The sequence below is a fragment of the Marinobacter sp. genome, assembly GCF_041690455.1.
Classification (GTDB): domain Bacteria; phylum Pseudomonadota; class Gammaproteobacteria; order Pseudomonadales; family Oleiphilaceae; genus Marinobacter.
In genome coordinates this window covers 24,157-45,655 of sequence record NZ_JAWLHI010000009.1, presented here as the reverse complement: position 1 = coordinate 45,655, position 21,499 = coordinate 24,157, and the positions used below count along the sequence as shown (strand labels likewise).

Genomic DNA, 21,499 nt, shown 5'->3' with positions numbered 1-21,499 from the left:
CCGGTATTGATGTAAAACGGCTATCACTCCTATAAGACCAAAGAAATACGACGGACTGCGGTTTTCCCTGATAACATTGATGAAAATACAAGCATATCCGGGACACTGAGAGACGTATGACCACGGCATTCTTTTCCCACGACGACTGCATGAAACACAACATGGGGCCGGACCATCCGGAATGCCCTGAACGTATTTCCACGATCCTCGCCTACCTGGCGGACACCCACCTGGAGCAGGATCTGGACTGGGTTCGTCCCGAAGAGATTACCCGTGATCAGCTGCTGGCCGTACACCCGGAAAAATACCTGCAACAGCTGGAACTGATGGAGCCCACCCGCGGCCGTGTCTTTACCGACCCGGACACCGCGATGATGCCCGACACCCTGAGGGCCGCCCGTCTGGCCGCCGGCGCCAACGTTCAGGCCGTGGACATGGTGATGAGCAGCCAGGTGACCAACGCCTTTGTCTGCGCCCGCCCACCCGGCCACCATGCCGAACGCGCCAAGTCCATGGGCTTCTGCTTCTACAACAACATTGCACTGGCCGCCATGCGGGCGCTGAACTTCCACCACCTGGACCGGGTAGCCATCGTCGATTTCGATGTGCACCAGGGCAATGGCACCGCGGACATTGTGGGCGGCGACGAGCGCATTCTCATGTGTTCCAGTTTCCAGCACCCGTTCTATCCCCACTCCCATGTGCACCGGCAGGCGCCGAACATTGTCAACGCGCCGATCGAGGCAGGCTGCTCATCAGCCGAGTACCGGAAAACCGTGGAAGCCGTGTGGCTGAAAAAGCTGCAGGATTTCAAACCCCAGGTCATCCTGATCTCGGCCGGCTTCGACGCCCACAAGCTGGACCCGATGGCCGAGCTCAACCTCGAAACCGAGGACTTCCGCTGGCTCACCGAAATGATCACCAGCGTTGCCAACGACTACTCCAACGACCGCATCATCTCCACCCTGGAGGGGGGTTACCACCTCAGAGCACTGGCCGAGAGCGTGGCCGCACACCTGGAAGTGCTGGACTCAATCTACTGATCGCACGGTTCTCCGGGAGGGTGAGCAACAACGCTGTTCACCTTCTGATATAATTCGGCAAATTTTCAGGCCTCCCGGAAAACATCCATGACAGAACAGCTGACCATCACCCGCCCGGACGACTGGCATCTGCACGTCCGAGACGGGGATATCCTCAAGGACGTGGTCCCGGCCACCGCCGCCTGTTTCGGCCGTGCCATCATCATGCCCAACCTGGTGCCGCCGGTGGTCACCGCAGCCGACGCGAGCGCCTACCGCGAACGGATCCTGGCAGCAGCCAGCGGCACTGACTTCGAACCGCTGATGACCCTGTACCTGACCGAGGCCACCACGCCCGAGATGATCCGGGAAGCCAAAGCCGCCGGCGTCATCGCCGCCAAACTCTACCCGGCCGGCGCCACCACCAACTCGGCTTCCGGTGTAAAGGATATTCGCAACATCTATCCCGTGCTGGAGGCCATGGCCGACTGCGGCATGCTGTTGCTGGTCCACGGCGAGGTCACCGACGCCGATATCGATATCTTTGACCGGGAGAAAGTGTTCCTGGAGCGGGTGCTGGCGCCCACCCTCGAGGCTTTCCCCAACCTGAAGGTGGTGCTCGAACACATCACCACCGCCGATTCCGCAAACTTCATCCGTGACTACAAGGGTGACAACCTCGGCGCGACACTGACGCCCCAACACCTGATGTACAACCGCAACCACATGCTGGTTGGCGGCATCCGCCCTCACCTGTACTGCCTGCCGATCCTGAAGCGCAACCTTCACCAGCAGGCGCTGCGGGACGCGGTGGCCAGCGGCGACAAGCGTTTCTTCCTGGGCACCGATTCCGCGCCCCACGCCAGGGACAAGAAAGAAGCCGCCTGCGGCTGTGCCGGCTGCTACTCCGCCTTCGGCACCATTGGCCTGTATGCGGAAATCTTCGAGGAACTGGGTATCCTGGACAAATTCGAGGCCTTCGCCAGCCATAACGGCGCCGACTTCTACGGCCTGCCCCGCAACCAGGACACCATTACCCTGGTGCGCAAGCCCTGGACCATGCCCGAGCATCTGCCCCTGGCAGGTGGCTCCATTGTGCCGCTGAAAGCCGGTGAAACCGTTAACTGGCAACTGGCGTAATCTGTTACGCCGAGTAAACACACTGTCGACAACCGGAGTTCGAGTGACAGACGAAAACAAAGAACCGCATCCCATGTCCAAACGCTTCCGTGGTTTCCTGCCCGTGGTGGTCGATGTGGAGACCGCCGGCTTCAACCCCGAGCGGGATGCCTTGCTGGAAGTGGCAGCGGTACTGCTGACCATGGATGACGACGGCTGGTTGCGCCGGGGAGAGACCCACGTGCAGCAGATCGACCCGTTCGAAGGCGCCAACCTGGAACAGTCTGCCCTGGACTTTACCGGCATCGATCCCTGGAATCCGGAGCGGGAAGCGGTCCCCGAGCGCGAGGGCCTGAGCGAGATCTTCAGCCCGATCCGCAAGGCGGTGAAAGCCCATGACTGCAAGCGGGCGGTACTGGTGGGCCACAACGCCACCTTCGACCACAACTTCGTGTTTGCCGCTGCCATGCGCGCCGACATCAAGCGCAACCCGTTCCATCCGTTCTCCACCTTCGATACCGCCACGCTGGCGGGTCTGGCCTATGGTCATACCGTGCTGGCCCAGGCCTGCAAACTGGCCGGTATCCCGTTCAGCAACAAGGAAGCCCATTCGGCGGCCTACGATGCCGAAAAAACCGCCGACCTGTTCTGCGGCATCGTCAATCGTTGGAAGGAACTGGGCGGTTTCCCTCCGCCTCCAGTGGAGATCCCCGAACAATAACCGTTGCCCATTAAAAAACCCGCCGAAGCGGGTTTTTTAATGCCTGCGTGACCACCGTTACCAGTAGATACCCCGCATGATCGCCGCAAAGGCCACCTGCTCGGAGGACACTTTCGGCTTCTCACCGGACTTGCTGCCGGCGGCCGCCGGTGAATCCGGGAACATCCGGTAACCGGTGTTCATAATGATTTCGCCCATCTTCGGTGCCAGGGCGTGCAGCACCTGGGCGAAGACACCCAGACGGGTCGCAATGCGCTTGGGCCGGTAGACGATTGCCTCGGCCACCATGTCCGCCGCCTCGTCCGGGGTCAGGGTCGGCACCTGATCGTAGATCTTGGTGGGCGCAATCATCGGCGTTTTCACCAGCGGCATGTTGATGGTGGTGAAGGTCACGTTCCGATCGGACCACTCCGCGGCCGCACAGCGACTAAAGGCATCCAGGGCCGACTTGGAGGCCACGTAGGCCGAGAATCGCGGTGCGTTGGTGAGCACGCCGATGGAGGAAATGTTCACCACGTGGCCGCGACGGCGCTCCAGCATGCTCGGGGCAAAGCCCATGATCAGCCGCACGGAGCCGAAGTAGTTCAGCTGCATGGTGCGCTCGAAATCGTGGAAGCGGTCAAAGGACAGATCCAGTGAGCGGCGGATGGAGCGGCCGGCGTTGTTCACCAGCACATCCACGTGGCCGTGGTTGTCCAGCACGGTCTTGATGAACTCGTCACAGGCTTCCATGTCCGAGAAATCGCATTTATAGGCGTGCACGCTCGCACCGCGGGATTCCAGCTCCGCCGCCACTTCCTTCAGCCGCTCGGGCTTGCGGGCACCAATGACCAGGATGGCACCGGCATCCGCCAGCTTCTGGGCGGTCGCCAGACCAATCCCGGAGGTTGCACCGGTGACCACACAGACCCGGCCCTCGACCGTGCCCTTGAGGGTGCGGTCCTTGAACAGGTCCGGATCCAGGTTCCGTTCCCAGTAATCCCAGATCACCGGCGCGTAATCCGGCAGGCGCGGTACTTCGATGCCGGTACCTTTCAGCACCCGCTCGGTCTCGCGGGCGTCGAAGCGGGTGGGATAATTGATGAACGACATCACCGACGGCGGAATACCCATGTCATCCAGCACCGCGCTGGTGATGCGCTTCACCGGCGGCAGGTTCTTGACGCTCTGGCGGATAAACGGCGGGATGAAGCCGAACATCCGGGAATCGATGCGCATACCCATCTTGGGAGCGTGGCCGGCCTCGCTGAAAATATTGAGGATCTCGCCAACCTTGTAGGGATCGGAGTCCACCAGGTGGAAACAGTTACCGTCCTCGCCCTCGAGGTGGGCGATGTGGTCGAGCGCATCGGCCACGAAATCCACCGGCACGATGTTCAGGCGACCGCCCTCGATACCGATGGTCGGCACCCACTGGGGCAGCGCCTGGCGGATCTTCTGGATCATCTTGAAGAAGTAATAGGGGCCATCCACCTTGTCCATTTCACCGGTTTTGGAGTGGCCGATCACCATACCCGGGCGGTAGATGCGAAACGGAACCTTGCACTCTTCCCGCACCACCTTTTCGGACTCGTGTTTGGTGAGCAGGTAGGGGTGATCGAGCTTTTCCGCTTCCTCGAACATGTCCTCCCGGAAGGTGCCCTTGAACAGGCCCGCCGCTGCAATGGAGGAAACGTGGTGGAAGTGCTTCGCACCCATGGCCTCGGCGGCCTGGACCGCGGCACGGGTACCTTCGATGTTGGTCGCCTGCTGGCTCTCCTCATCCGCGCCCATGTCGTAGACGGCGGCAAGGTGGAAGAAATGATCGATCTTGCCCTTGAGGGAGGCCATGGTGTCAGCGTCGATACCCAGATTCGGGCTGGTCAGGTCACCGATCACCGCCCTGACCTGAGTTTCATCCGCGCCCCAGCGCTCCCGGAGTTTCTGGAGTTTGTCCTGGCTCTGTTCGCGCACCAGTACGTGAACGGTGCCGCCCCGCGCCAGAAGCTTCTCAACGAGAAAACGGCCGATAAATCCGGTACCACCAGTAAGGAAGTAGTTCATTAAATTCCACCCTGCCTGTTGCTCTGTTTTTGTCTATCCATGCCGGGCGCCATTCGACTAAAGTCGTAGTCACCCGAAAACGCCGGCATTGTACTTAATTGCAACGTTCATGTATCGAACTTTTTTAGAGCAATTACTCTTTAAGCCATTGTTTTATATAGAGCCATTACTCTAATTATCGAACAGACCCTGCAATGGGCCTGGCGATTTTTCCGACACATTGTCTCTGAGACTAGCACAGGGCGCCCGGATTGCCGGCCTTGAAAATCCCATTACAGAAAGCCATGAAACCCATGGCCGGCAATGCCATAATCAGGAACTTATTGCGCTTTCCGGCGTCATTTCATGTCACAGTCAACAAGGTTCCCTGAAAACCACATCTATGCAAAAAGACAACCCGAACACTGAACGTTACATCGCCATCGCCCGGGCATGCCTGAAGGCCATCAACGATACCGCCGCCAACTCCGGCTCCCGGGAGGAAAAAATCCAGGCGGTGTATGAGGCCATCGATCAGGCCTTCCAGGCTGAGTTCTCCGAGTATCGGCAGTCCGTCGCCATCATGGCCACCGTGCTTGAACGGATTGCATCGGGCCAGCTGGACAGTGAGAAAGCGGCCGATCTGGCTCGTAAAACCCTGGACCAGCAGCCAGAGGCTACCCGCAACGCCCTGATGCACTGATGACCCAACCGAATCCAAAGACCGCAGAGGCCCTATGACCCACGGAAAGCAGATCCGCCAATACGTCCATGCGTTGTCTTGCCTGGCACTGTTGCTGTTGAGCAGCCTGGCCCTGGCTGCGACAGAACCCCGCAAGAGTCCCAATGACAACAATGAATACCGGTACCTGGAGCTGGACAACGGCCTCAGGGCGATCCTGGTTTCCGACTCCGAAGCGGACAAGGCGGCGGCATCGATGAACGTCGCCGTGGGTAGCGGAGATGATCCCAAAGGGCGCGAGGGCCTCTCCCACTTCCTGGAGCACATGCTGTTCCTGGGCACCGAGAAGTACCCGGAGCCGGGTGAATACCAGCAGTTCATCAAGAGCCATGGCGGGCGCCACAACGCCTTCACGGCCTTTCAGGACACCAACTATTTCTTCGATGTGCAGGCGCAGTTCCTGGAACCCGCGCTCGACCGTTTCGCCCAGCAGTTCTCTGCCCCCCTCTTCACCCCGGAGCTGGTGGATCGGGAGCGCAACGCTGTGCACTCCGAATTCAGTGCCAAGCAGAAGGAGGACGGCCGGCGTTTCTATTCCGTGAAGAAGGCGGTAAGCAACCCGAACCATGCCTTCAGTCAATTCGCCGTCGGCAACCTGAGCACACTGGAGAATACCGAAGACAATCCCCTGCGCCCGGACCTGATCGAGTTCTGGGAAAACCATTACTCCGCCAACCTGATGACGCTTTCGGTCTATGGTCCCCAGTCACTGGATGAGCTTGAAACCCTGGTGCGGGAGCGATTCGACGCCATCGAAAACCGCAGCCTCGAGCAGAAAAAGCATCCGGCCCCCCTGTTCCGGACCAAGGACCTGCCAGCCAGGGTCACGGCGGATGCCATCAAGGATGTCCGCAGCCTGACCCTGAGCTTCCCGATTCCGTCCCAGCAGGAAAACTACCGGACCAAACCGGCGAGCTATATCGCCAACCTGCTGGGCCATGAAGGCCCCGGCAGCCTGTTCGATGTACTCAAGCGCGCCGGACTGGCCGACAGCCTCTCTGCCGGGCTGGGCATGGACACTGGCGACAATGCAACGCTGGAAATCAGCATGGCGCTGACCCCGGAAGGCCTGGAGCGCCAGGACGAGATCCTGCCGCTGGTGTTCGACTACATCGAGCGGATCCGCGAATCCGGCATCCGCGAGAACCGGTTCCAGGAAATGCAACAGCTGGCCACCATCGATTTCCGCTTCCGGGAACAGGGAGAACCCCTGCACGAGGCCATGCGCCTGGCCGGCCAGCTCCAGCACTATCCGGCGGAAGATATCCTGAGTGCTCCCTGGCTGATGGAACGGTATGCACCTGAGCAGTACCGCGACATTCTGGATCGGCTGACTCCGGACAACCTGATGGTCTTCGTGCTGGCTCCGGAGCCGGAACTGGAAGAGCCCGATACCACCCAGTGGTACGACGCCGCCTGGCAGATGACCGAGCTGTCGCCTTCGGAGATCACTACCGGCGCCCCAGAACAGCTGGTAACCCAGTTGGCACTGCCAATGCCCAATCCCTTTGTTCCGGAAAACCTCGGCATGGTGACCGGTGACACCATGGCTCATCCGATGCTGCTGGGCAGCCAGGACGGGATGGAAACCTGGTTTGCCCGGGATACCCGGTTCGGCACACCAAAGGCCAACGTTTTCGTCAGCCTGCGTACCCCGGCCGCCAGGGCCAGTGCGCGTAGTGCCGTACTGACCACGGTTCTGGTGGATGCGGTCAACAGCAACCTCAATGCCTCGTCCTACGCCGCCAGCCTTGCGGGCCTGGATTACAGCGTCTACTCCCATCTGCGGGGCATCACCATTCGCGTGGGCGGCTACAACGACAAACTCCATAGTTTGCTGAACCGGATCCTGCTTCAGGTAGGTGATCCGCTGCTGACCGAACAGCGGTTCCGGATTGCCCGGCAGAACCTGATCGACAACCTTCAGAACCAGGCCAAGGACCGCCCGGTCGAACAGACCTCCGAATTTGTCCAGACGGCTCTGATCGAAGGTGCCTGGAGTGCCGATGAGAAACTGGCCGCGGCCCGGGAGATCACCCTGGACGAGCTGCGCTCCTTTGCCCGCAACCTGCTGACCGAAGTTGATCCGGTCATGCTCGCCCACGGTAATGTCACCGAAGCCTATGCACTGAACCTGGCAAGGCAGGTGGAAGCTATCGTGCTGGACGAAAGCCGGCTTGCCGAAGTCCCGCGCAGCCAGGTGCGTCAGCTGCCTGAGGAAGAAACCGAGGTGTCCCTGGCCGTGGATCACCCGGATACCGGCTACACCCTCTACATGCAGGGCGATAACACCAGTTTCGCGGAGCGGGCCCGCTATCGGCTGCTGGGGCAGATCATCAGCAGCCCGTTCTACGAGGAGATCCGCACCAACCGTCAGCTGGGGTACATCGTGTATGCCACCCCGTTCGAAATGCTGGAAACGCCGGCATTGGGATTTGTGGTGCAGTCCCCATCCGCATCACAAAGCGAGATTGATCGCGCAGTGCGGGAGTTCTCGGAAAGCTTTGAGAGTGTACTGACAGGCCTGACCGAAGAACGGCTGAACCAGGAGAAACAGGCCGTGATCAGCAAATTGCTGGAACAGGATCGGCAGTTGGGGGACATCTCCGGCCGCTACTGGCGGGAAATCGACCGTGGCATGGCAACCTTCAACTCGAGGGAGCAGCTTGCCGAGGCGGTGAAGAATGTCACGAGGCAGGACCTGCTGGATACCTTCCGCAAGTCCGTACTGGAGAGAGACCAGGCACTGCGGGTGGTCACCGGCGGCAACGGCCTGGAAGCCGATCGCGCACTGGGTACGCTCACCGAATTACCGCCGGTGCCGGCAAGCTGACCGACTCAGCGACTCCCCAGAAAACGGGCCCAGTCCTCGGGCTCGTCCACATCCCAGCGGGGCTCCAGCAGGAAGAAGCTGAGCCCCGCTTTTTCGAGTCGTTCGCAAGTCTGCTTCAGCACTTCCGGCGTTCCCCACTCAATATCCTCCAGCATGCCCTCCACAACCCGGGAAGCGCCGATCAGAACGTACCCGCCATCGTCGGAGGGACCGAGTACCACGTCATGATCCGCCAGGCACGCCACCGCATGCCGGGCATAGTCCGGATCCACCGAAGGGCAATCGCTTCCGACAACCAGGGCCCGGTCATACTCTTGCAAGGATAGGCCCAACGCAGCCTCCATTCGTTCACCGAGACTGCTGCCCTGCTGCACCATCTGAACCAGGCCCGCGCCTTCCACTTCTTCGAGAATGGGCAAGGCCTCGCCGGTTGGTTCGTCCTCCTCCCTATCCCACCAGAACTCGACCGGATAACCGGTGGCGCACAGGTTATCGAGCACCTTCAGGGTCAGCCGGATGTGGGCCTCGAGCGCACCGACAGGGCCCAATTCCGGCATCAGTCGGGTCTTGACCTTGCCCGCTTCGGGCCACTTGGCAAACTGGAGAAAAACAGCGGAGGGAGGATTACTCAGAGGCATTTCGGACATCCGATCGATAGGCCTTCGCCAGGGATTCCGGCGATTCGCCACGCCAGTAACGCCAACGCAATCGCCACATCAGCAGAATAGTACGCCAGGGGCCGTTCTGTTCCCAGCGCCGGCTGTCGGTGATCACCGGATCGGCGATGCACCAGGGGCGGGATACCAGTCGCAACCGGCGGGAAAACTCCACATCTTCCATTAGCGGCATTTCGCGGAAGCCCCCAAGAGCCTCAAACACCTCCCGACGCACAAACATGCCCTGATCGCCGGTGCAGATTCCGGTCAGGCGGGACCGATAGTTCATAAACCAGGCGATAACCCGGAAGATCGGGCGGCGGGCACTCAGTGCCACATCGAAACGCCCCCAGCCGAAACGGCTCCTGGAGAACTGCTCAAGCTCGGAGAGGGCCGATTCGGGCAATCGGGTGTCGGCATGGAGGAACAGCAACACGTCTCCCTGCGCCACAACTGCACCGGCATTCATCTGCACCGCCCTGCCTTTGCCGGATACCACCACCCGGTCGCACCACGGGCGCGCAAGCTCTGCTGTCCCGTCCGGGCTGCCGGCATCCACCACGATCACCTCATGGCCAGCCCCGCGCATCGGCTGAAGCGCCTGCAGAGTTTCGACGATGGCTCCGGCCTCTTTCCAGACCGGAACAATCACGCTTAACGAGAACGGCTGGGACAAAATCACACTCCCGGAAGACAAGTCAGCAAGCCAACACCTTGAGCCACAAGCTTTCGCCCGCTATCATACCGGCCTTCTCGCAGATTTGCCCCCGTAGCTCATCTGGATAGAGCGTCCCCCTCCTAAGGGGAAGGTAGCAGGTTCGAGTCCTGCCGGGGGTACCATTCAGATTGACCATTTTTAATTCCTGCTCCCTTGAGAGCATGCTATTCTCAGACCCCGTATTGATCCACCAGCCGGACCAGCAATCTGATACCCATGATTACGGCGATCCACCGTAAAAAGCTGTTTCCTCTTCTTGTCATGCTGGTGGCGCTGGCCGGGATGACCCTTTCGGTCGTCGGTGAAGCCGCATCCCATGGTATCGCTGAACTGACTGAGACATCGGCAATGGACCTGGATGATCACCCGCACAGTCACGATCATCACAGCCATGACGCCGACGAAAAGCCAGATATTCCCTTGCATCACGACTCTGGCAACCACACCCACGAATCCGTGGATCAATTGACCATCCGCCTTGTCTCCAGCCATGTGCTCGCATTCCGGCAGCCTGTTCCGTTCGCCGGAGACTCTCCCCGCAGTTTTCGTTATCGGCTCGACCGCCCGCCAAAAGCATCACTCGCAGTTTGAGTCTCGCTGCATCTGCAGCCCAATAACACGAAAACTGACGGAGTCACTATGTTGTCAACTTTGCTTGACGGCCGCTGGCGTGCGCAAAACCTCGCCAGCGGAAACCGAGTCATCTGGATATTCCTGACCCTCGGATTGCTCGGAATGAGCACCGATGTGCTGGCCCATGCTGTCGCCCAGGGTGACAAGGGGTACATTCAGGAAATTACCGGTGTAAACCTCATTGCGTTCACCTATCTCGGGGCCAAGCACATGGTCACCGGCTATGACCACCTGCTGTTCCTGCTGGGTGTGATCTTCTTCCTTTACCGCATGCAGCACATCGCCATCTATGTGAGCCTGTTTGCGCTGGGGCATTCCACCACGATGTTGCTGGGTGTGTACTTCAATGTCGGCATCAACAGCTACCTCATCGATGCCATTATCGGCCTTTCGATCGTTTACAAGGCATTGGACAATATCGGCGCCTACCAGCGCTGGTTTGGTTTCCAGCCCAACACCAAGGCTGCCACCCTCATTTTCGGGTTCTTCCACGGCTTTGGCCTGTCCACCAAGATCATCGAATACGACATCTCGCCGGATGGCCTGATTCCGAACCTCCTCGCCTTCAATGTGGGTGTGGAAATCGGACAACTCATTGCCCTGACCATGATCCTGATTGCCATCAGCTTCTGGCGCAAAACCGACGGCTTTTTCCGCCACGCCTATACCACCAATGTCGCCATGATGAGCGCAGGGTTCCTGCTCTTCGGCTATCAGCTCACCGGTTACTTTGTCGCCTAATCCTGGAGATACGTTATGTACAACACTGACATACCAAACCGTGAAGAATTACCCAGCACCGCCAAACTGATTCGCTCAACCATCATCGCAGCCATTGTGGCACTGGTTCTTCTGGTGACAGTGGTAATGCCCGCGGAATATGCCCTGGACCCAACCGGCGCGGGCCGACTGCTGGGTCTGGCTGAAATGGGCGAAATCAAGGCTCAACTTGCCGAAGAGGCTGCCGCGGACGAGGCTGCCCAGATGGTTGCTGTGCAATCTTCGGCCAACCGGAAGGCTCCGGAAGCAGCCGAACCTGTCACCACCGAAACAGCCCAGGAAACAGCCTCGGCTTCCGCGCCTGACACTGAGCCCGCCCCGGAAGAAGCAGCATCAGAGCCTGCACCTGCGGAACCCCAGTGGCAGGATGAAGTGCGCGTGGTTCTGACACCGGGTGAAGGCACAGAGTTCAAACTCACGATGGAAGAGGGTGCTGTAGCCCGGTTCTACTGGGTGTCTGAGGGTGGCCCGATCAATTACGACACCCACGGCAATGGCGGTGGCCAGTCTGTCTCCTATGAAAAGGGACGAGGTGTTCCGGAAGACGAGGGCAAACTGGTGGCTGCGTTTACCGGCGATCACGGCTGGTTCTTCCGCAATCGGAATGACAACGACATCACGCTGGTGATTCGTACCGGTGGTGATTACGGTGAGCTAAAAAAGGTGCTCTGATTGGAACCTGGCTCTCGAGAGTTGGCTCCCCGTGGCGGGAGCCACTCCCAGGCCTTGTGTAGCTCCTTCAACTCCGCCAGAAATGCGGCGAGAACATCACAAACACACTTAACAGCTCCAGACGGCCCAGTAACATGGCTCCCATCAGAACCCATTTGGCGGCGTCAGGCAGGGGCTGAAAGTTTCCGGCCGGGCCAATGGTGTCGCCAAGCCCGGGCCCCACGTTCGCCAGGGCGGTTGCCGCCCCGGTCAGGCTGGTCACCAGGTCCAGCCCCAAGGCAGCCAGGATCGCCGCCACAACGGCCAGCGTAGCCAGGAAGATGAAGGAAAAGGCTACGCTAGACGCGACAATCTCGTCACTGATGATCCGGCCGTTATAGTGACGTGCCAACACGGCATTGGGATGAAGCAAGCGCAGAACCTGCTCCCTTAGCAACAACATCGAAAGCTGAAAACGGAAAATCTTCATGCCGCCGCTGGTGGAACCTGAACATCCACCTACAAAGGTCAGGAAGAAAAAGAGGACAATAACAAACGGCCCCCACAGGGAATAATCTTGTGAGGCGTATCCGGTGGTCGTAACCACAGAGGTTACATTGAAGAGCGCATGAACAAAGGCATCAAGAGGAAACGTCCCATCCCGGAGAATACGGTAAAGCGCAATCAGGGCGGCGGTAATCAAAAGAAACTTGAGGAAGAAGTGAACCTGCCGATCTCTCAGCAAAGGCTGGGCATGACCATTCAGTAGTCGGACGAACAGAAAGAAAGGCACGCCCCCCAGCATCATGAATAAAGAGGAGGCAAACAGAATCGACAGCTCGTCAAACTGGCCCATGGAACTGTCCGAGGTTGAATACCCACCGGTGGAGACGGTCGTCAACGCGTGATTGACTGCGTTGAACAGGTCCATCCCAAGGAGCCAGTACACGGAAATGCAACCAACCGTGAGGGCCAGGTAGCTGAACACCAGTCCACGAGCCAGGCGATTGGTCCGGGGAACGGCTTTCTCTGTCCATTCCGAGGATTCAGTGGCAAACAGGCGCATACCACCAATGCGCAGGAACGGCAGGATGGCCACTGCCATGCCAATAATGCCGATACCACCCATCCACTGCATGATGGAGCGCCAGAGCAGGATATCGCCCGGCAAATGATCAAGCCCCGACATGATCGTGGATCCGGTGGTGGTAACCCCGGAAATGCTCTCAAAGAACGCATCCGTGATAGAAAGCTTCAGATCGCTCATCAGCAATGGGAGGCTGGAAAACAATGGAATGACAATCCAGGCCGAGACCGTAAGAATAAACATCTGGCGCTGCTTGAGAGCATGACGTTTACGACCGGCACTCAAAAAGCAGGCAAGCCCGACCAAAAAGCTGATACCCGCCGACTTCACGAATGCCATCCAGTCAGGTGTGTTGCCGAACATCAGCAGATTGACCGGGAGCGTCATCAAAAAGCTAAGCAGGATCAGGAGAAAACCGAGAATCTGAATAACCGGCAAGAGATGTAACAACGGCATAGTCAGTAGCGCACGGCCCTTTGGGAAAGTCGTTTGGCAGTCACATGGTGTGGCTAGCAAGGCTCCGGTGATGCCGGATTTAATCAGGAGCTAAAGGAAAGCATAAACAACAGAACTTTAGCACACACCATTGCAAAATTTTACGCTATTTTTACGGGTACAACAGAACCAGGTTGCCGGCTTTATGCGACTATTTTGACGCACGTACGCTATCAAGAGCATCTATTCGGCAGGCTGCCGTTTTCTCATTCAGACTCCTGGAGAATTGTTCTCATCATGGTTGAACAACAGCAGTTCATTGTGATCGGTCTAGGCGTGTTCGGAGCTACCATAGCCCGTGAACTAACCCGGCTCGGTCACGATGTCCTCGGAATTGATTCGGATGCCCAGCGGGTAGACCGGATGGCCGACGAGATAACCCATGCTGTCATTGCCGACGTCACCGATGAATCCAGCCTGATCGAGCTTAATGCCGGCAGTTACGATGTGGCCGTGGTTGCCATCGGCCGAAACGTCGAGGCCACCATGCTGGCCACCCTTCAGCTACGGGAACTCGGCGTGCCCAAGGTTTGGGCCAAGGCACTAACCAACCAGCATCACCGGATTCTTGAGCGCCTTGGGGCGACACGTATCATTGCCCCTGAATACGAAATGGGCGTTCGCATTTCCCAGGAACTGAACTACCCCATGGTTCACGACTACCTGAGTCTGGATGACGATTATTTTGTGGTGGAATTCCGCGCGACGGACGATCTCGTCGACAAAACCATCGGGGACCTGGTTGGAGAGCTGGACGTTAAACCCCTGGTTGCCAAACGGCACAAGAAGGCACACACAAACCCGGACCATACCTGGACTATCCTGGCCGGTGACAAACTGGTTCTCAGTGGCCAGCTGGAGGACCTCAGAAAACTCGTCAACAACCTATGACCGCTCGCCTGTTTGACTTGGTCGGCAAGAAGCCGGGGCCCGCCAAGCAGCGGCGGATAAACCCGCCGAGACTGTTGCTGCAGAGTTTTCTGGTGCTGATCGGTCTCGGCGCGGCACTACTCAAGCTGCCGTTCGCGACGACGAGCCCGATTACCTGGATGGAAGCCGCTTTTACAGCCACCTCGGCAGTTACCGTGACCGGCCTCGTGGTTGTGGATACCGGCAGCCAGTTCACGCTGTTCGGCCAACTGGTGATACTCACATTGATCCAGTTGGGCGGTCTGGGCCTGATGACCTTTGCAGTTCTGACTGCCCTCGCCCTCGGCTTCAAACTCAAACTACAGCATCAGCTGGTGGCCCAGGAGGCCTTTAACGAGATCTCCCTGCATACCGCCCGCAGAGCCGGTGCGTCAATCGCCGGATTCGCTCTCACTGCCGAACTGATTGGCATTGTGATCCTGAGCAGCTTCTTTGTGCCGGAACTGGGCTGGCCTGAAGGTATGTATCATGCGATTTTCTATACCATTTCGGCATTCAATAATGCCGGATTCGCACTGTCACCAGACAGCCTGTCCGGGTATGTCACCCATCCAGGTATCACACTTTCGGTGACCGCCCTGTTCATCGCCGGCGGTCTGGGCTACATCGTGATGATGGAGCTGTTCGAGCATCGCTCCTGGCGCAAGCTTTCGGTCTACGTAAAGATCATTCTCGGGGCTACGCTGGTTCTGAACCTCATCGCAACGCTGGCGGTGCTGGTGCTTGAGTTTGGCAACCCGGAGACACTCGGAGCACTGGACAGTTTCACCGACAAACTCCTGGCAGCCTGGTTTCAGGGCACCACGCCCAGAACCGCCGGTTTCAACACCCTCGATATCGGCGCCCTGACGGCAGGCACAAGTGTCTTGATGCTGTTACTGATGTTCATTGGCGGGGCGCCCAACTCGACATCCAGCGGCATCAAGATTTCCACGTTCGTCATCCTGCTGGCCGCTACCCGCTCTTTCCTCCGGGGCAACCTCAAGGTCTCGTTTTTCCGGCGTTCACTCAGCCAGGAAACCGTCCTCAAGGCACTGGCCACAGCAACCCTCGGCATGGCGATCATCTTCCTGGCGGTATTTTCCCTCTCCGCCACCGTTGATGACGAGTTCCTCGACATCGCGTTCGAGGCCGTCTCCGCATTCGGAACCGTGGGGCTTTCCAGGGGCACCACCGGCGAACTGGGAACCGTCGGGCAGTGGATCATCATGGCCGTGATGTTGATCGGGCGTCTAGGTCCCCTGACCCTCGGCTACACGCTGACGGTCCGGAGAAAGTCGCACGTGCGCTATGCTACGACCGAGTTCCCCGTAGGATAAGCGGCGTATGGTCAAGCTGAACAACGATTATTCAAAAGGAGTCGTCAGCGTTGCCGCGGCGACGGCAATGTCGCTTGCCCTTCAGAACATCCTGCCGCTGGGCAACCTGTCTTTGGTGTTCCTGACGGCGGTCCTTTGGGTAGCCGCTCGTACCGGCATACGGCCAGCCCTGTTTACTGCTTTTGTCAGCTTCCTCACTTATAACTTTGTCTTCACCGAGCCCCGGTTGACCTTCCACATGACGGACTCGGATGAACTGCTGACAGTCGTGTTTTTCCTGATCACTGCGGTGATCGTCGGGAATCTCGCAGCCCGGCTGCGGCAGCAGATCGAAAAACTCCGGGCATCAAACAGCCGGACCACTGCCCTGCTGGAATTCACTCGTCGACTGGCATCGGCGCCCGACATCGAGACGGTCCAGGCCGAAGCCGTCAGCACCCTGAGTGCTCACCTGGCCCTGCCCGTCCTAATCGTGGCAAAGGACCCGGGAAACGGCACACTTCGGGTGTTGGCAGGATCTGGCGGCGCGGAGGAGCCGGCGCCGGAGGATTACAACGCCGCAGAGCACACCCTGAAAACCGGCAGTGCCAGTGGTGCTTTCACCAAGTTCCACCCCGATCGGCCATGGCGCTTTGAGCCGATCGAGGCTGATCAGGAGACTTACGCCGCTCTGGGAATAAAAACCCACAACCTCACTCCCGAAAATTACCGGGAGCTGTTTATTGATGCCTATACGCACCAATTGGGCCTGGCCTGGCTGAGAACGGAGCTGGCAGCCCGATTGTCAGCAGCACGAATCGCCGAGGAAACCGAGCGCCTTCGATCGGCTCTGCTATCCTCCATTTCCCATGACCTGAGAACGCCCCTCGCTTCAATGATTGGCTCTGCCAGCACCCTGCAAGCCATGCTGGAGCGACTGAGTCCGGAGGACCGAAAAAGCCTGCTGGATTCGATTGTCAGCGAGGGCCAAAGGCTCGACCGATACATCCGTAATCTTCTGGATATGACCAAACTCGGGCATGGCTCACTCAGAATTGAACGGGACTGGATCGCCCTGACTGACCTCCTGTCCTCCGCCCTCCGAAGGACCCGTGGCCTGCTCGAGGGCTTTCACATTGAGCGTCGTATTGACGACGACCTGCCCCTGCTTTTTGTTCACCCTGCCCTGATTGAGCAGGCTCTGGTGAACGTGCTGGAAAACGCCACAAAATTCGCACCGGAGCACTCAACCATTCTGATTGCAGCCCGGGCCACCGAAAGCGAACTGATACTTTCCATATCGGACCAGGGTCCAGGAATACCGGAAAGCCAACGGGGCAAGGTCTTCGATATGTTTTTCACGGGTGGCCAGGGAGACCGAGGCCCCCATGGCAGCGGGCTGGGTCTGGCGATATGCCAGGGAATGGTGGCCGCCCATGGCGGCAGCCTGCGTGCCTTGAGTGGCCCCGGCAATAAAGGGGCCACCATAGAAATCAGGTTGCCGTTGCCCCAAACGCCCATGCAGCACACTTCCAGGAACCAGGTTAATGACAAGCTTTAACCAGGAGTCGAGGTTGCCCCGGCTATTGATCATTGATGATGAACCCCAGATCCGTCATTTCCTGAGGATCAGCCTGAAAACCGAAGGCTACGATCTGCTTGAGGCGGATAGCGGGAAACAGGGACTCTCACTCTGTGAAACGGAAAAACCGGACCTTGTCATACTCGACCTTGGCCTGCCTGATATGGATGGTGCAGACGTCCTGGCTGCCCTGCGAATGTGGTCCACGGTTCCCGTGATTGTTCTATCCGTAAGGGATAGAGAACAGGAAAAGGTCAAGGCATTGGATCTGGGCGCGAATGACTATGTTACCAAGCCATTCGGTATCGAGGAGCTTCTTGCCCGGGTCAGAAGCCAGCTTCGTGCCAACGGCAGCCTATCGACCGGCCTTGAGAAAAACCGGTCTGTGTTTGACGACGGCACCCTGTATATAGACCTGACGCTTCGGAAACTCTCCCGCAACGGAAAGCCGCTTCGGCTCACCCCGAAAGAGTTCGCAGTGCTAAGGGCCCTGATGCTCAACGCCGACCATCTGGTTACCCAATCCCAGCTACTCAGGGAGATCTGGGGGCCTACCCATACCAAGGATACCCACTACCTGCGGGTGGTCGTCGGCAGATTACGGCAGAAACTGGGGGACGACCCGACCGAGCAGCACTACATCCAGACCGAACCGGGAGTGGGTTACCGGTTTGTCGGAAAATGAATGAAAAAGCCAGATTCGTCACCGGTTACGACTCTTGCCGCAAGCACCGCTCTCCGATTCAAACCGGCCCGTTATCAATCGCCGACAACGCCTCGTTCACCTGAAAGACCTTGCCATTCACCTGGGGAATCCCGAAGCCCTTTAGCCGCTCGGTATGCTTTTTCAGGTAGGCGCGGGCACTGGCCTCGTCTTCGAACAGATAAATCCCACCGGCTTCTTGGGTTTCCGGATTCTCGGTCCAGACTTTCCAGATAAAGCCCGGCTCTTGCGCAATGGACTCGGCCAGATCTTGCATGGCATTGGTCATTTCCTCGCCAAACGGCCCGGTAAAGGGGAAATCAACCTGTAAAAGGGTTTTCATAGCAATCTCCTGTTTTCATTCAGTATAGGACGACAAATCGTCGCAGCCCTGCCCTGGCTCAAGTTGTGGGCTAAAATCATGTTATATACTTATGCCACATGAACAGGGAGGATTATCAATGACCAAACAAATTATCACGGCGGCTGCGCTGTTATCGATGCTCTCCGTGCCCGTCCTGGCCGAGACTCCGGCGCAATCGTCCGACGAACTGGTTACCGAGGCCCGCTCGAAGGTACAAGCCTTTGGCGGCTCTCTGAAACAGGCCCTCCAGGCGGCAATAAAGGAAGGCGGCCTCACCAATGGTATCGGCGTCTGCAATACCGTGGCCCCTGAAATTGCCGCCAATAACAGCAGCGAGGAGTGGACCATCAGCCGCACCAGCCTGAAGGTCCGCAACCCGGATAACGCACCGACCGACTGGCAGAAGCTGCAGCTGCTGGCAATGGACCAGCAGCCGGTGAAGAACGGCAAACCGGTGGAACTCTGGCAGGTCTCCGAGGCGAAAGGCCAGCCGACATTCCAGTACATGAGCGCCATTCCGACCCAGAAGCTGTGCCTGGGTTGTCATGGCAAAAACATTGACCCGGAAGTTGAAGCCAAACTGGCCGAGCTGTATCCGAACGACCAGGCGACGGGCTTTTCCGAGGGTGACCTCAGGGGTGCCTTCGTGGTGACCTATCAGCCATCCACGAAGTGATTCCAAGGCGCGGGCTGCCGTTTGGCAGCCTCGCGGTTAGCTGCCCAGGCAGCGACTGAAGAAGCGATCCAGGTCCCGGACTTCCTCCAGGCACAGGCTGTGTTCCATGGGGTAGCTGCGATACTCGGGCTTGAATCCTAGCTCTTCCAGCTTACCCGCGGCGGCTCGCCCCAGCGATTCCGGAACCACTGGATCGTAGGTGCCGTGGCCAACGAACACCGGGATGTTGCGGTTCGCCTCTGCGAGCCGGATGCTGTCCGCGGTAGCGAAATAGGTGGAAAGTAAGAACAGCCCACCCAGTTTTTGCGGATAGCTCAGCGCCAGCTCATAGGCCACTGCCCCGCCCTGGGAGAAACCGCCAATCAGGATGTTCTCACTGGGAATGCCCTTCTCCAGTTCCTGCTCGATCAGTTGAGCCACCGCATCTGCAGAGGCCTTGAGCTGGGGCGCGTCCACTTTCCGGTCGATATCCATGGCGAGAATGTCGTACCAGGCGGGCATCACCATGCCGCCATTCACCGTCACCGGCAGCTCCGGCGCGTGAGGGAAAATGAACCGGACAGCCTGCTCCCTGGCAAACGCGAGTTCCGGTACCACCGGCTCGAAATCGTGGCCACTGGCGCCCAGGCCGTGCAACCAGATAACAGTCACACGGGGATCTTCGCCGGTTTCGATTTGCAGGGTCTGCAATGCTTTCATGTTCTCTCCATCGGATGAATACTTTGATACCACTCAGGGTAACCGAGGGCTCAGTTTACACGGAAAGTTTGCAGCATGGGCGGAAGGTCGGGCTGCCAACGGCAGGGTGTCCTGGCCTGCAACTCATGGTTCAGGGAGTCACGTAAGAAAGAGAAATCGGTTATAGTATGTCACTTATTGCAACAGTTTTTCCCGGCACGGCTATCGATGGATATCACTGAACACAAACGCCATATCATCATTACGGCCGTCATCGCTGTTGTGCTCACCGGTATTCTGGTCGCCACCATCGTGGCCACGCCCCTGATCAACCAGATCCACTCCCGGGCCGAACTCTCGGCTGCCAGCTTCGCCGATGCCGAGGCCGCCAGCATCCGGGCCGCCTTCGACCAGCACCACAACCTGGCCGCACAAACCGCCAGTCGCTCGGAACTGGCCAGAAAACTGGCCCAATACCTTGAGGGTGAAATCACGAGAACAGAACTGGCCGAGTTTACCCGGCCACGCCTTGAGGACGCAGCGGAAGGCCTGACCAACCTGCAAGCCATCCTTCGCTATGACGCCGATGGCTCCGAGCTGATTCGCATCGGCCCGATAGCGGACGCCCTTCCTGCCCGCCTGCCGTTCGAGGAGCAACTCGATATTCTGGTGTATCCATTGGCAAGCGGAACGACAAGCCCGCCCCTGCTTCATGTGGCCAGCCCGATCACCTCGGAGGATCAAGTGGTGGGTTATGACCTTCTGCTGTTCAGCCTGAATTCGCTCCGGAGCCTTTTCGAGGGCCCGGATAATTCACAGATCTGCTTGCTCGACAGCGACCGCACCAAACGAATCACCCTTGATCGGACCACCGGTCAGTTTGTCATGACCGCGGCAGACCCGTGCCTGGCGGATCAGCTGAAGGTGCAAACCAGCAAGGAGGGAGAGTCCTTTCGAGCCACACTGGAAGATGGCACCCGGGTGATGTCCTTCCTGCGGCCCCTGCCCGACTATGACTGGGAAGTGCATGTGTGGGCAGAAACCAACGAAATCTTCGGCACGGTTATCCGGGACATTGTGTTCAGCGTCATGGTCACCCTCGCGCTTTCACTGCTGGCCGGCTTGCTGGCGTGGCGATCCCTGAGGCCGGTTTTGCGCAGGATGGCCCAGCAGGCGTCCGAACTTGCCAGATCCAACGAAGAGCTGCAGCAGGCGCAGCGCAAGATCCGCCGACAGGCCGACTATGACCTGCTGACCGGCCTGCCAAACCGGGCAGCCCTGCTTAACTCTCTTGGCCAAGCCATCAATCGCGCCAAAGGGGATGCCAGCCGTTTTGCCCTGATGTTTGTCGACCTGGACCACTTCAAACCGGTCAACGACCGTTACGGCCACCAAGCGGGGGATGAGCTGCTGAAAGTGATCGCAAAACGTCTGGAGGGATGTATTCGGGAGGAAGATGTCGTCGGCCGCCACGGCGGTGATGAATTCCTGGTGATCACCTCGCCCCTGGCCAACACCGATGATGCCGAAGTGATCGCACAGAAAATCATCGCCGTGGCCGCACAACCATTCCGGATTGAAGATGACGCGGTGCAAGTAGGCGCCTCCGTGGGCGTGGCCATCTATCCGGACAACGGTGCCACCGTAACAGAGCTCCTGCAGGCGTCGGATGCTGCCATGTACCGGGCCAAGGCCTCCGGGCGCAGTGGGGTCAGCTTTGCCTGAATCCTGCTGCCGCCGGAAACTGGTACCATAAGGCCTTCATCAATCCCCGACACCATCCGAGAAA

The 21,499-nt window shown here is 58.7% G+C and carries 20 protein-coding genes and 1 tRNA gene; 15 read left to right on the top strand and 6 right to left on the bottom strand.

The annotated features are described in order from the left end of the window. Window positions 1-116: 116 nt before the first annotated feature. From ACESMW_RS03525 to rnt, 3 genes are all read left to right on the top strand, one after another. Entirely contained in the window at window positions 117-1,043 is a 927-nt protein-coding gene (locus ACESMW_RS03525; protein ID WP_372985695.1) for a histone deacetylase family protein, read from the top strand. Window positions 1,044-1,130: 87 nt separating this feature from the next. Continuing rightward, a complete protein-coding gene (gene pyrC, locus ACESMW_RS03520) occupies window positions 1,131-2,162 on the top strand; it encodes a dihydroorotase (protein WP_372985694.1) in 1,032 nt (343 codons plus the stop codon). A gap of 43 nt (window positions 2,163-2,205) precedes the next feature. Then, entirely contained in the window at window positions 2,206-2,862 is a 657-nt protein-coding gene (rnt, locus tag ACESMW_RS03515; RefSeq protein WP_372985693.1) for a ribonuclease T, read from the top strand. A gap of 57 nt (window positions 2,863-2,919) precedes the next feature. Here rnt and ACESMW_RS03510 read toward each other — a convergent pair whose 3' ends face one another. Further along, complete coding sequence (locus ACESMW_RS03510) at window positions 2,920-4,905, bottom strand: SDR family oxidoreductase (RefSeq protein WP_372985692.1); 1,986 nt, start codon at window positions 4,903-4,905, stop codon at window positions 2,920-2,922. Between the two features lie 382 nt (window positions 4,906-5,287). On the opposite strand from ACESMW_RS03510, the gene ACESMW_RS03505 reads away from it, so the two are divergent. Both ACESMW_RS03505 and ACESMW_RS03500 read left to right on the top strand, forming a co-directional pair. After that, window positions 5,288-5,587, top strand: a complete 300-nt coding sequence (locus ACESMW_RS03505) for a hypothetical protein (RefSeq protein WP_092004079.1) — start codon at window positions 5,288-5,290, stop codon at window positions 5,585-5,587. Window positions 5,588-5,621: 34 nt separating this feature from the next. Beyond that, window positions 5,622-8,459, top strand: coding sequence for an insulinase family protein (locus ACESMW_RS03500; protein ID WP_372985691.1), 2,838 nt, complete (start codon window positions 5,622-5,624; stop codon window positions 8,457-8,459). Between the two features lie 5 nt (window positions 8,460-8,464). On the opposite strand, the gene ACESMW_RS03495 is transcribed toward ACESMW_RS03500, so the two are convergent. After that, window positions 8,465-9,097 (bottom strand): TIGR04282 family arsenosugar biosynthesis glycosyltransferase, encoded by a 633-nt coding sequence (locus ACESMW_RS03495; RefSeq protein ID WP_372985690.1) that lies wholly within the window; start codon window positions 9,095-9,097, stop codon window positions 8,465-8,467. Continuing rightward, entirely contained in the window at window positions 9,084-9,797 is a 714-nt protein-coding gene (locus ACESMW_RS03490; protein WP_372985689.1) for a TIGR04283 family arsenosugar biosynthesis glycosyltransferase, read from the bottom strand. The genes ACESMW_RS03495 and ACESMW_RS03490 overlap by 14 nt, the downstream gene beginning before the upstream one ends. Window positions 9,798-9,878: 81 nt before the next feature. Between ACESMW_RS03490 and ACESMW_RS03485 the strand changes: the two genes are divergently transcribed. The 4 genes from ACESMW_RS03485 to ACESMW_RS03470 all read left to right on the top strand — a co-directional run bounded on the left by ACESMW_RS03485 (window position 9,879) and on the right by ACESMW_RS03470 (window position 11,918). Beyond that, window positions 9,879-9,955 (top strand) — tRNA-Arg (locus tag ACESMW_RS03485). 94 nt (window positions 9,956-10,049) lie between these two features. Then, entirely contained in the window at window positions 10,050-10,424 is a 375-nt protein-coding gene (locus ACESMW_RS03480) for a hypothetical protein (protein ID WP_372985688.1), read from the top strand. 48 nt (window positions 10,425-10,472) lie between these two features. Continuing rightward, a complete protein-coding gene (locus ACESMW_RS03475; protein WP_372985687.1) occupies window positions 10,473-11,207 on the top strand; it encodes a HupE/UreJ family protein in 735 nt (244 codons plus the stop codon). Between the two features lie 15 nt (window positions 11,208-11,222). After that, a complete protein-coding gene (locus ACESMW_RS03470) occupies window positions 11,223-11,918 on the top strand; it encodes a hypothetical protein (protein ID WP_372985686.1) in 696 nt (231 codons plus the stop codon). A gap of 67 nt (window positions 11,919-11,985) precedes the next feature. Here ACESMW_RS03470 and ACESMW_RS03465 read toward each other — a convergent pair whose 3' ends face one another. Further along, window positions 11,986-13,440, bottom strand: coding sequence for a TrkH family potassium uptake protein (locus tag ACESMW_RS03465; protein ID WP_372985685.1), 1,455 nt, complete (start codon window positions 13,438-13,440; stop codon window positions 11,986-11,988). 276 nt (window positions 13,441-13,716) lie between these two features. Here ACESMW_RS03465 and ACESMW_RS03460 point away from each other — a divergent pair, with 276 nt between their 5' ends. From ACESMW_RS03460 to ACESMW_RS03445, 4 genes are read left to right on the top strand one after another with little or no spacing between them, the layout of a single operon-like run. Beyond that, the gene (locus ACESMW_RS03460; RefSeq protein WP_372985684.1) at window positions 13,717-14,370 is read left to right on the top strand and encodes a potassium channel family protein; all 654 of its coding nucleotides are present in this window, start codon (window positions 13,717-13,719) and stop codon (window positions 14,368-14,370) included. Next, the gene (locus ACESMW_RS03455) at window positions 14,367-15,728 is read left to right on the top strand and encodes a TrkH family potassium uptake protein (RefSeq protein ID WP_372985683.1); all 1,362 of its coding nucleotides are present in this window, start codon (window positions 14,367-14,369) and stop codon (window positions 15,726-15,728) included. Before ACESMW_RS03460 ends, ACESMW_RS03455 begins: the two co-directional genes overlap by 4 nt. Before the next feature lie 7 nt (window positions 15,729-15,735). Continuing rightward, window positions 15,736-17,268, top strand: coding sequence for a DUF4118 domain-containing protein (locus tag ACESMW_RS03450; protein ID WP_372985682.1), 1,533 nt, complete (start codon window positions 15,736-15,738; stop codon window positions 17,266-17,268). Next, window positions 17,255-17,974 (top strand): response regulator, encoded by a 720-nt coding sequence (locus ACESMW_RS03445; protein ID WP_372985681.1) that lies wholly within the window; start codon window positions 17,255-17,257, stop codon window positions 17,972-17,974. Before ACESMW_RS03450 ends, ACESMW_RS03445 begins: the two co-directional genes overlap by 14 nt. A 58-nt stretch (window positions 17,975-18,032) precedes the next feature. Here the strand turns inward: ACESMW_RS03445 and ACESMW_RS03440 are convergent, their stop codons facing one another. Then, complete coding sequence (locus ACESMW_RS03440; protein WP_372985680.1) at window positions 18,033-18,335, bottom strand: monooxygenase; 303 nt, start codon at window positions 18,333-18,335, stop codon at window positions 18,033-18,035. 118 nt (window positions 18,336-18,453) lie between these two features. Here ACESMW_RS03440 and ACESMW_RS03435 point away from each other — a divergent pair, with 118 nt between their 5' ends. Further along, window positions 18,454-19,032, top strand: coding sequence for a DUF3365 domain-containing protein (locus ACESMW_RS03435; RefSeq protein ID WP_372985679.1), 579 nt, complete (start codon window positions 18,454-18,456; stop codon window positions 19,030-19,032). A 36-nt stretch (window positions 19,033-19,068) separates the two neighbouring features. Here the strand turns inward: ACESMW_RS03435 and ACESMW_RS03430 are convergent, their stop codons facing one another. Then, window positions 19,069-19,731: an alpha/beta hydrolase gene (locus tag ACESMW_RS03430; protein ID WP_372985678.1), complete on the bottom strand. Its 663-nt coding sequence runs from the start codon at window positions 19,729-19,731 to the stop codon at window positions 19,069-19,071. A gap of 207 nt (window positions 19,732-19,938) precedes the next feature. Here ACESMW_RS03430 and ACESMW_RS03425 point away from each other — a divergent pair, with 207 nt between their 5' ends. Further along, window positions 19,939-21,435 carry a diguanylate cyclase domain-containing protein gene (locus ACESMW_RS03425; protein ID WP_372985677.1) on the top strand — a complete coding sequence of 499 codons (1,497 nt, stop codon included), beginning with the start codon at window positions 19,939-19,941 and terminating at the stop codon, window positions 21,433-21,435. Window positions 21,436-21,499: the final 64 nt, after the last annotated feature.

What these genes read in the sequence shown, in the direction of transcription:
- ACESMW_RS03470 (WP_372985686.1), top strand. Translation starts at nt 11,223, where the DNA reads ATGTACAACACTGACATACCAAACCGTGAAGAATTACCCAGCACCGCC.
- ACESMW_RS03465 (WP_372985685.1), bottom strand. Translation starts at nt 13,440, where the DNA reads ATGCCGTTGTTACATCTCTTGCCGGTTATTCAGATTCTCGGTTTTCTC.
- ACESMW_RS03430 (WP_372985678.1), bottom strand. Translation starts at nt 19,731, where the DNA reads ATGAAAGCATTGCAGACCCTGCAAATCGAAACCGGCGAAGATCCCCGT.
- ACESMW_RS03495 (WP_372985690.1), bottom strand. Translation starts at nt 9,097, where the DNA reads ATGCCTCTGAGTAATCCTCCCTCCGCTGTTTTTCTCCAGTTTGCCAAG.
- pyrC (WP_372985694.1), top strand. Translation starts at nt 1,131, where the DNA reads ATGACAGAACAGCTGACCATCACCCGCCCGGACGACTGGCATCTGCAC.
- ACESMW_RS03440 (WP_372985680.1), bottom strand. Translation starts at nt 18,335, where the DNA reads ATGAAAACCCTTTTACAGGTTGATTTCCCCTTTACCGGGCCGTTTGGC.
- ACESMW_RS03455 (WP_372985683.1), top strand. Translation starts at nt 14,367, where the DNA reads ATGACCGCTCGCCTGTTTGACTTGGTCGGCAAGAAGCCGGGGCCCGCC.
- ACESMW_RS03480 (WP_372985688.1), top strand. Translation starts at nt 10,050, where the DNA reads ATGATTACGGCGATCCACCGTAAAAAGCTGTTTCCTCTTCTTGTCATG.
- ACESMW_RS03425 (WP_372985677.1), top strand. Translation starts at nt 19,939, where the DNA reads ATGGATATCACTGAACACAAACGCCATATCATCATTACGGCCGTCATC.
- ACESMW_RS03525 (WP_372985695.1), top strand. Translation starts at nt 117, where the DNA reads ATGACCACGGCATTCTTTTCCCACGACGACTGCATGAAACACAACATG.
- ACESMW_RS03445 (WP_372985681.1), top strand. Translation starts at nt 17,255, where the DNA reads ATGACAAGCTTTAACCAGGAGTCGAGGTTGCCCCGGCTATTGATCATT.
- ACESMW_RS03475 (WP_372985687.1), top strand. Translation starts at nt 10,473, where the DNA reads ATGTTGTCAACTTTGCTTGACGGCCGCTGGCGTGCGCAAAACCTCGCC.
- ACESMW_RS03450 (WP_372985682.1), top strand. Translation starts at nt 15,736, where the DNA reads ATGGTCAAGCTGAACAACGATTATTCAAAAGGAGTCGTCAGCGTTGCC.
- ACESMW_RS03460 (WP_372985684.1), top strand. Translation starts at nt 13,717, where the DNA reads ATGGTTGAACAACAGCAGTTCATTGTGATCGGTCTAGGCGTGTTCGGA.
- ACESMW_RS03510 (WP_372985692.1), bottom strand. Translation starts at nt 4,905, where the DNA reads ATGAACTACTTCCTTACTGGTGGTACCGGATTTATCGGCCGTTTTCTC.
- ACESMW_RS03500 (WP_372985691.1), top strand. Translation starts at nt 5,622, where the DNA reads ATGACCCACGGAAAGCAGATCCGCCAATACGTCCATGCGTTGTCTTGC.
- ACESMW_RS03435 (WP_372985679.1), top strand. Translation starts at nt 18,454, where the DNA reads ATGACCAAACAAATTATCACGGCGGCTGCGCTGTTATCGATGCTCTCC.
- ACESMW_RS03505 (WP_092004079.1), top strand. Translation starts at nt 5,288, where the DNA reads ATGCAAAAAGACAACCCGAACACTGAACGTTACATCGCCATCGCCCGG.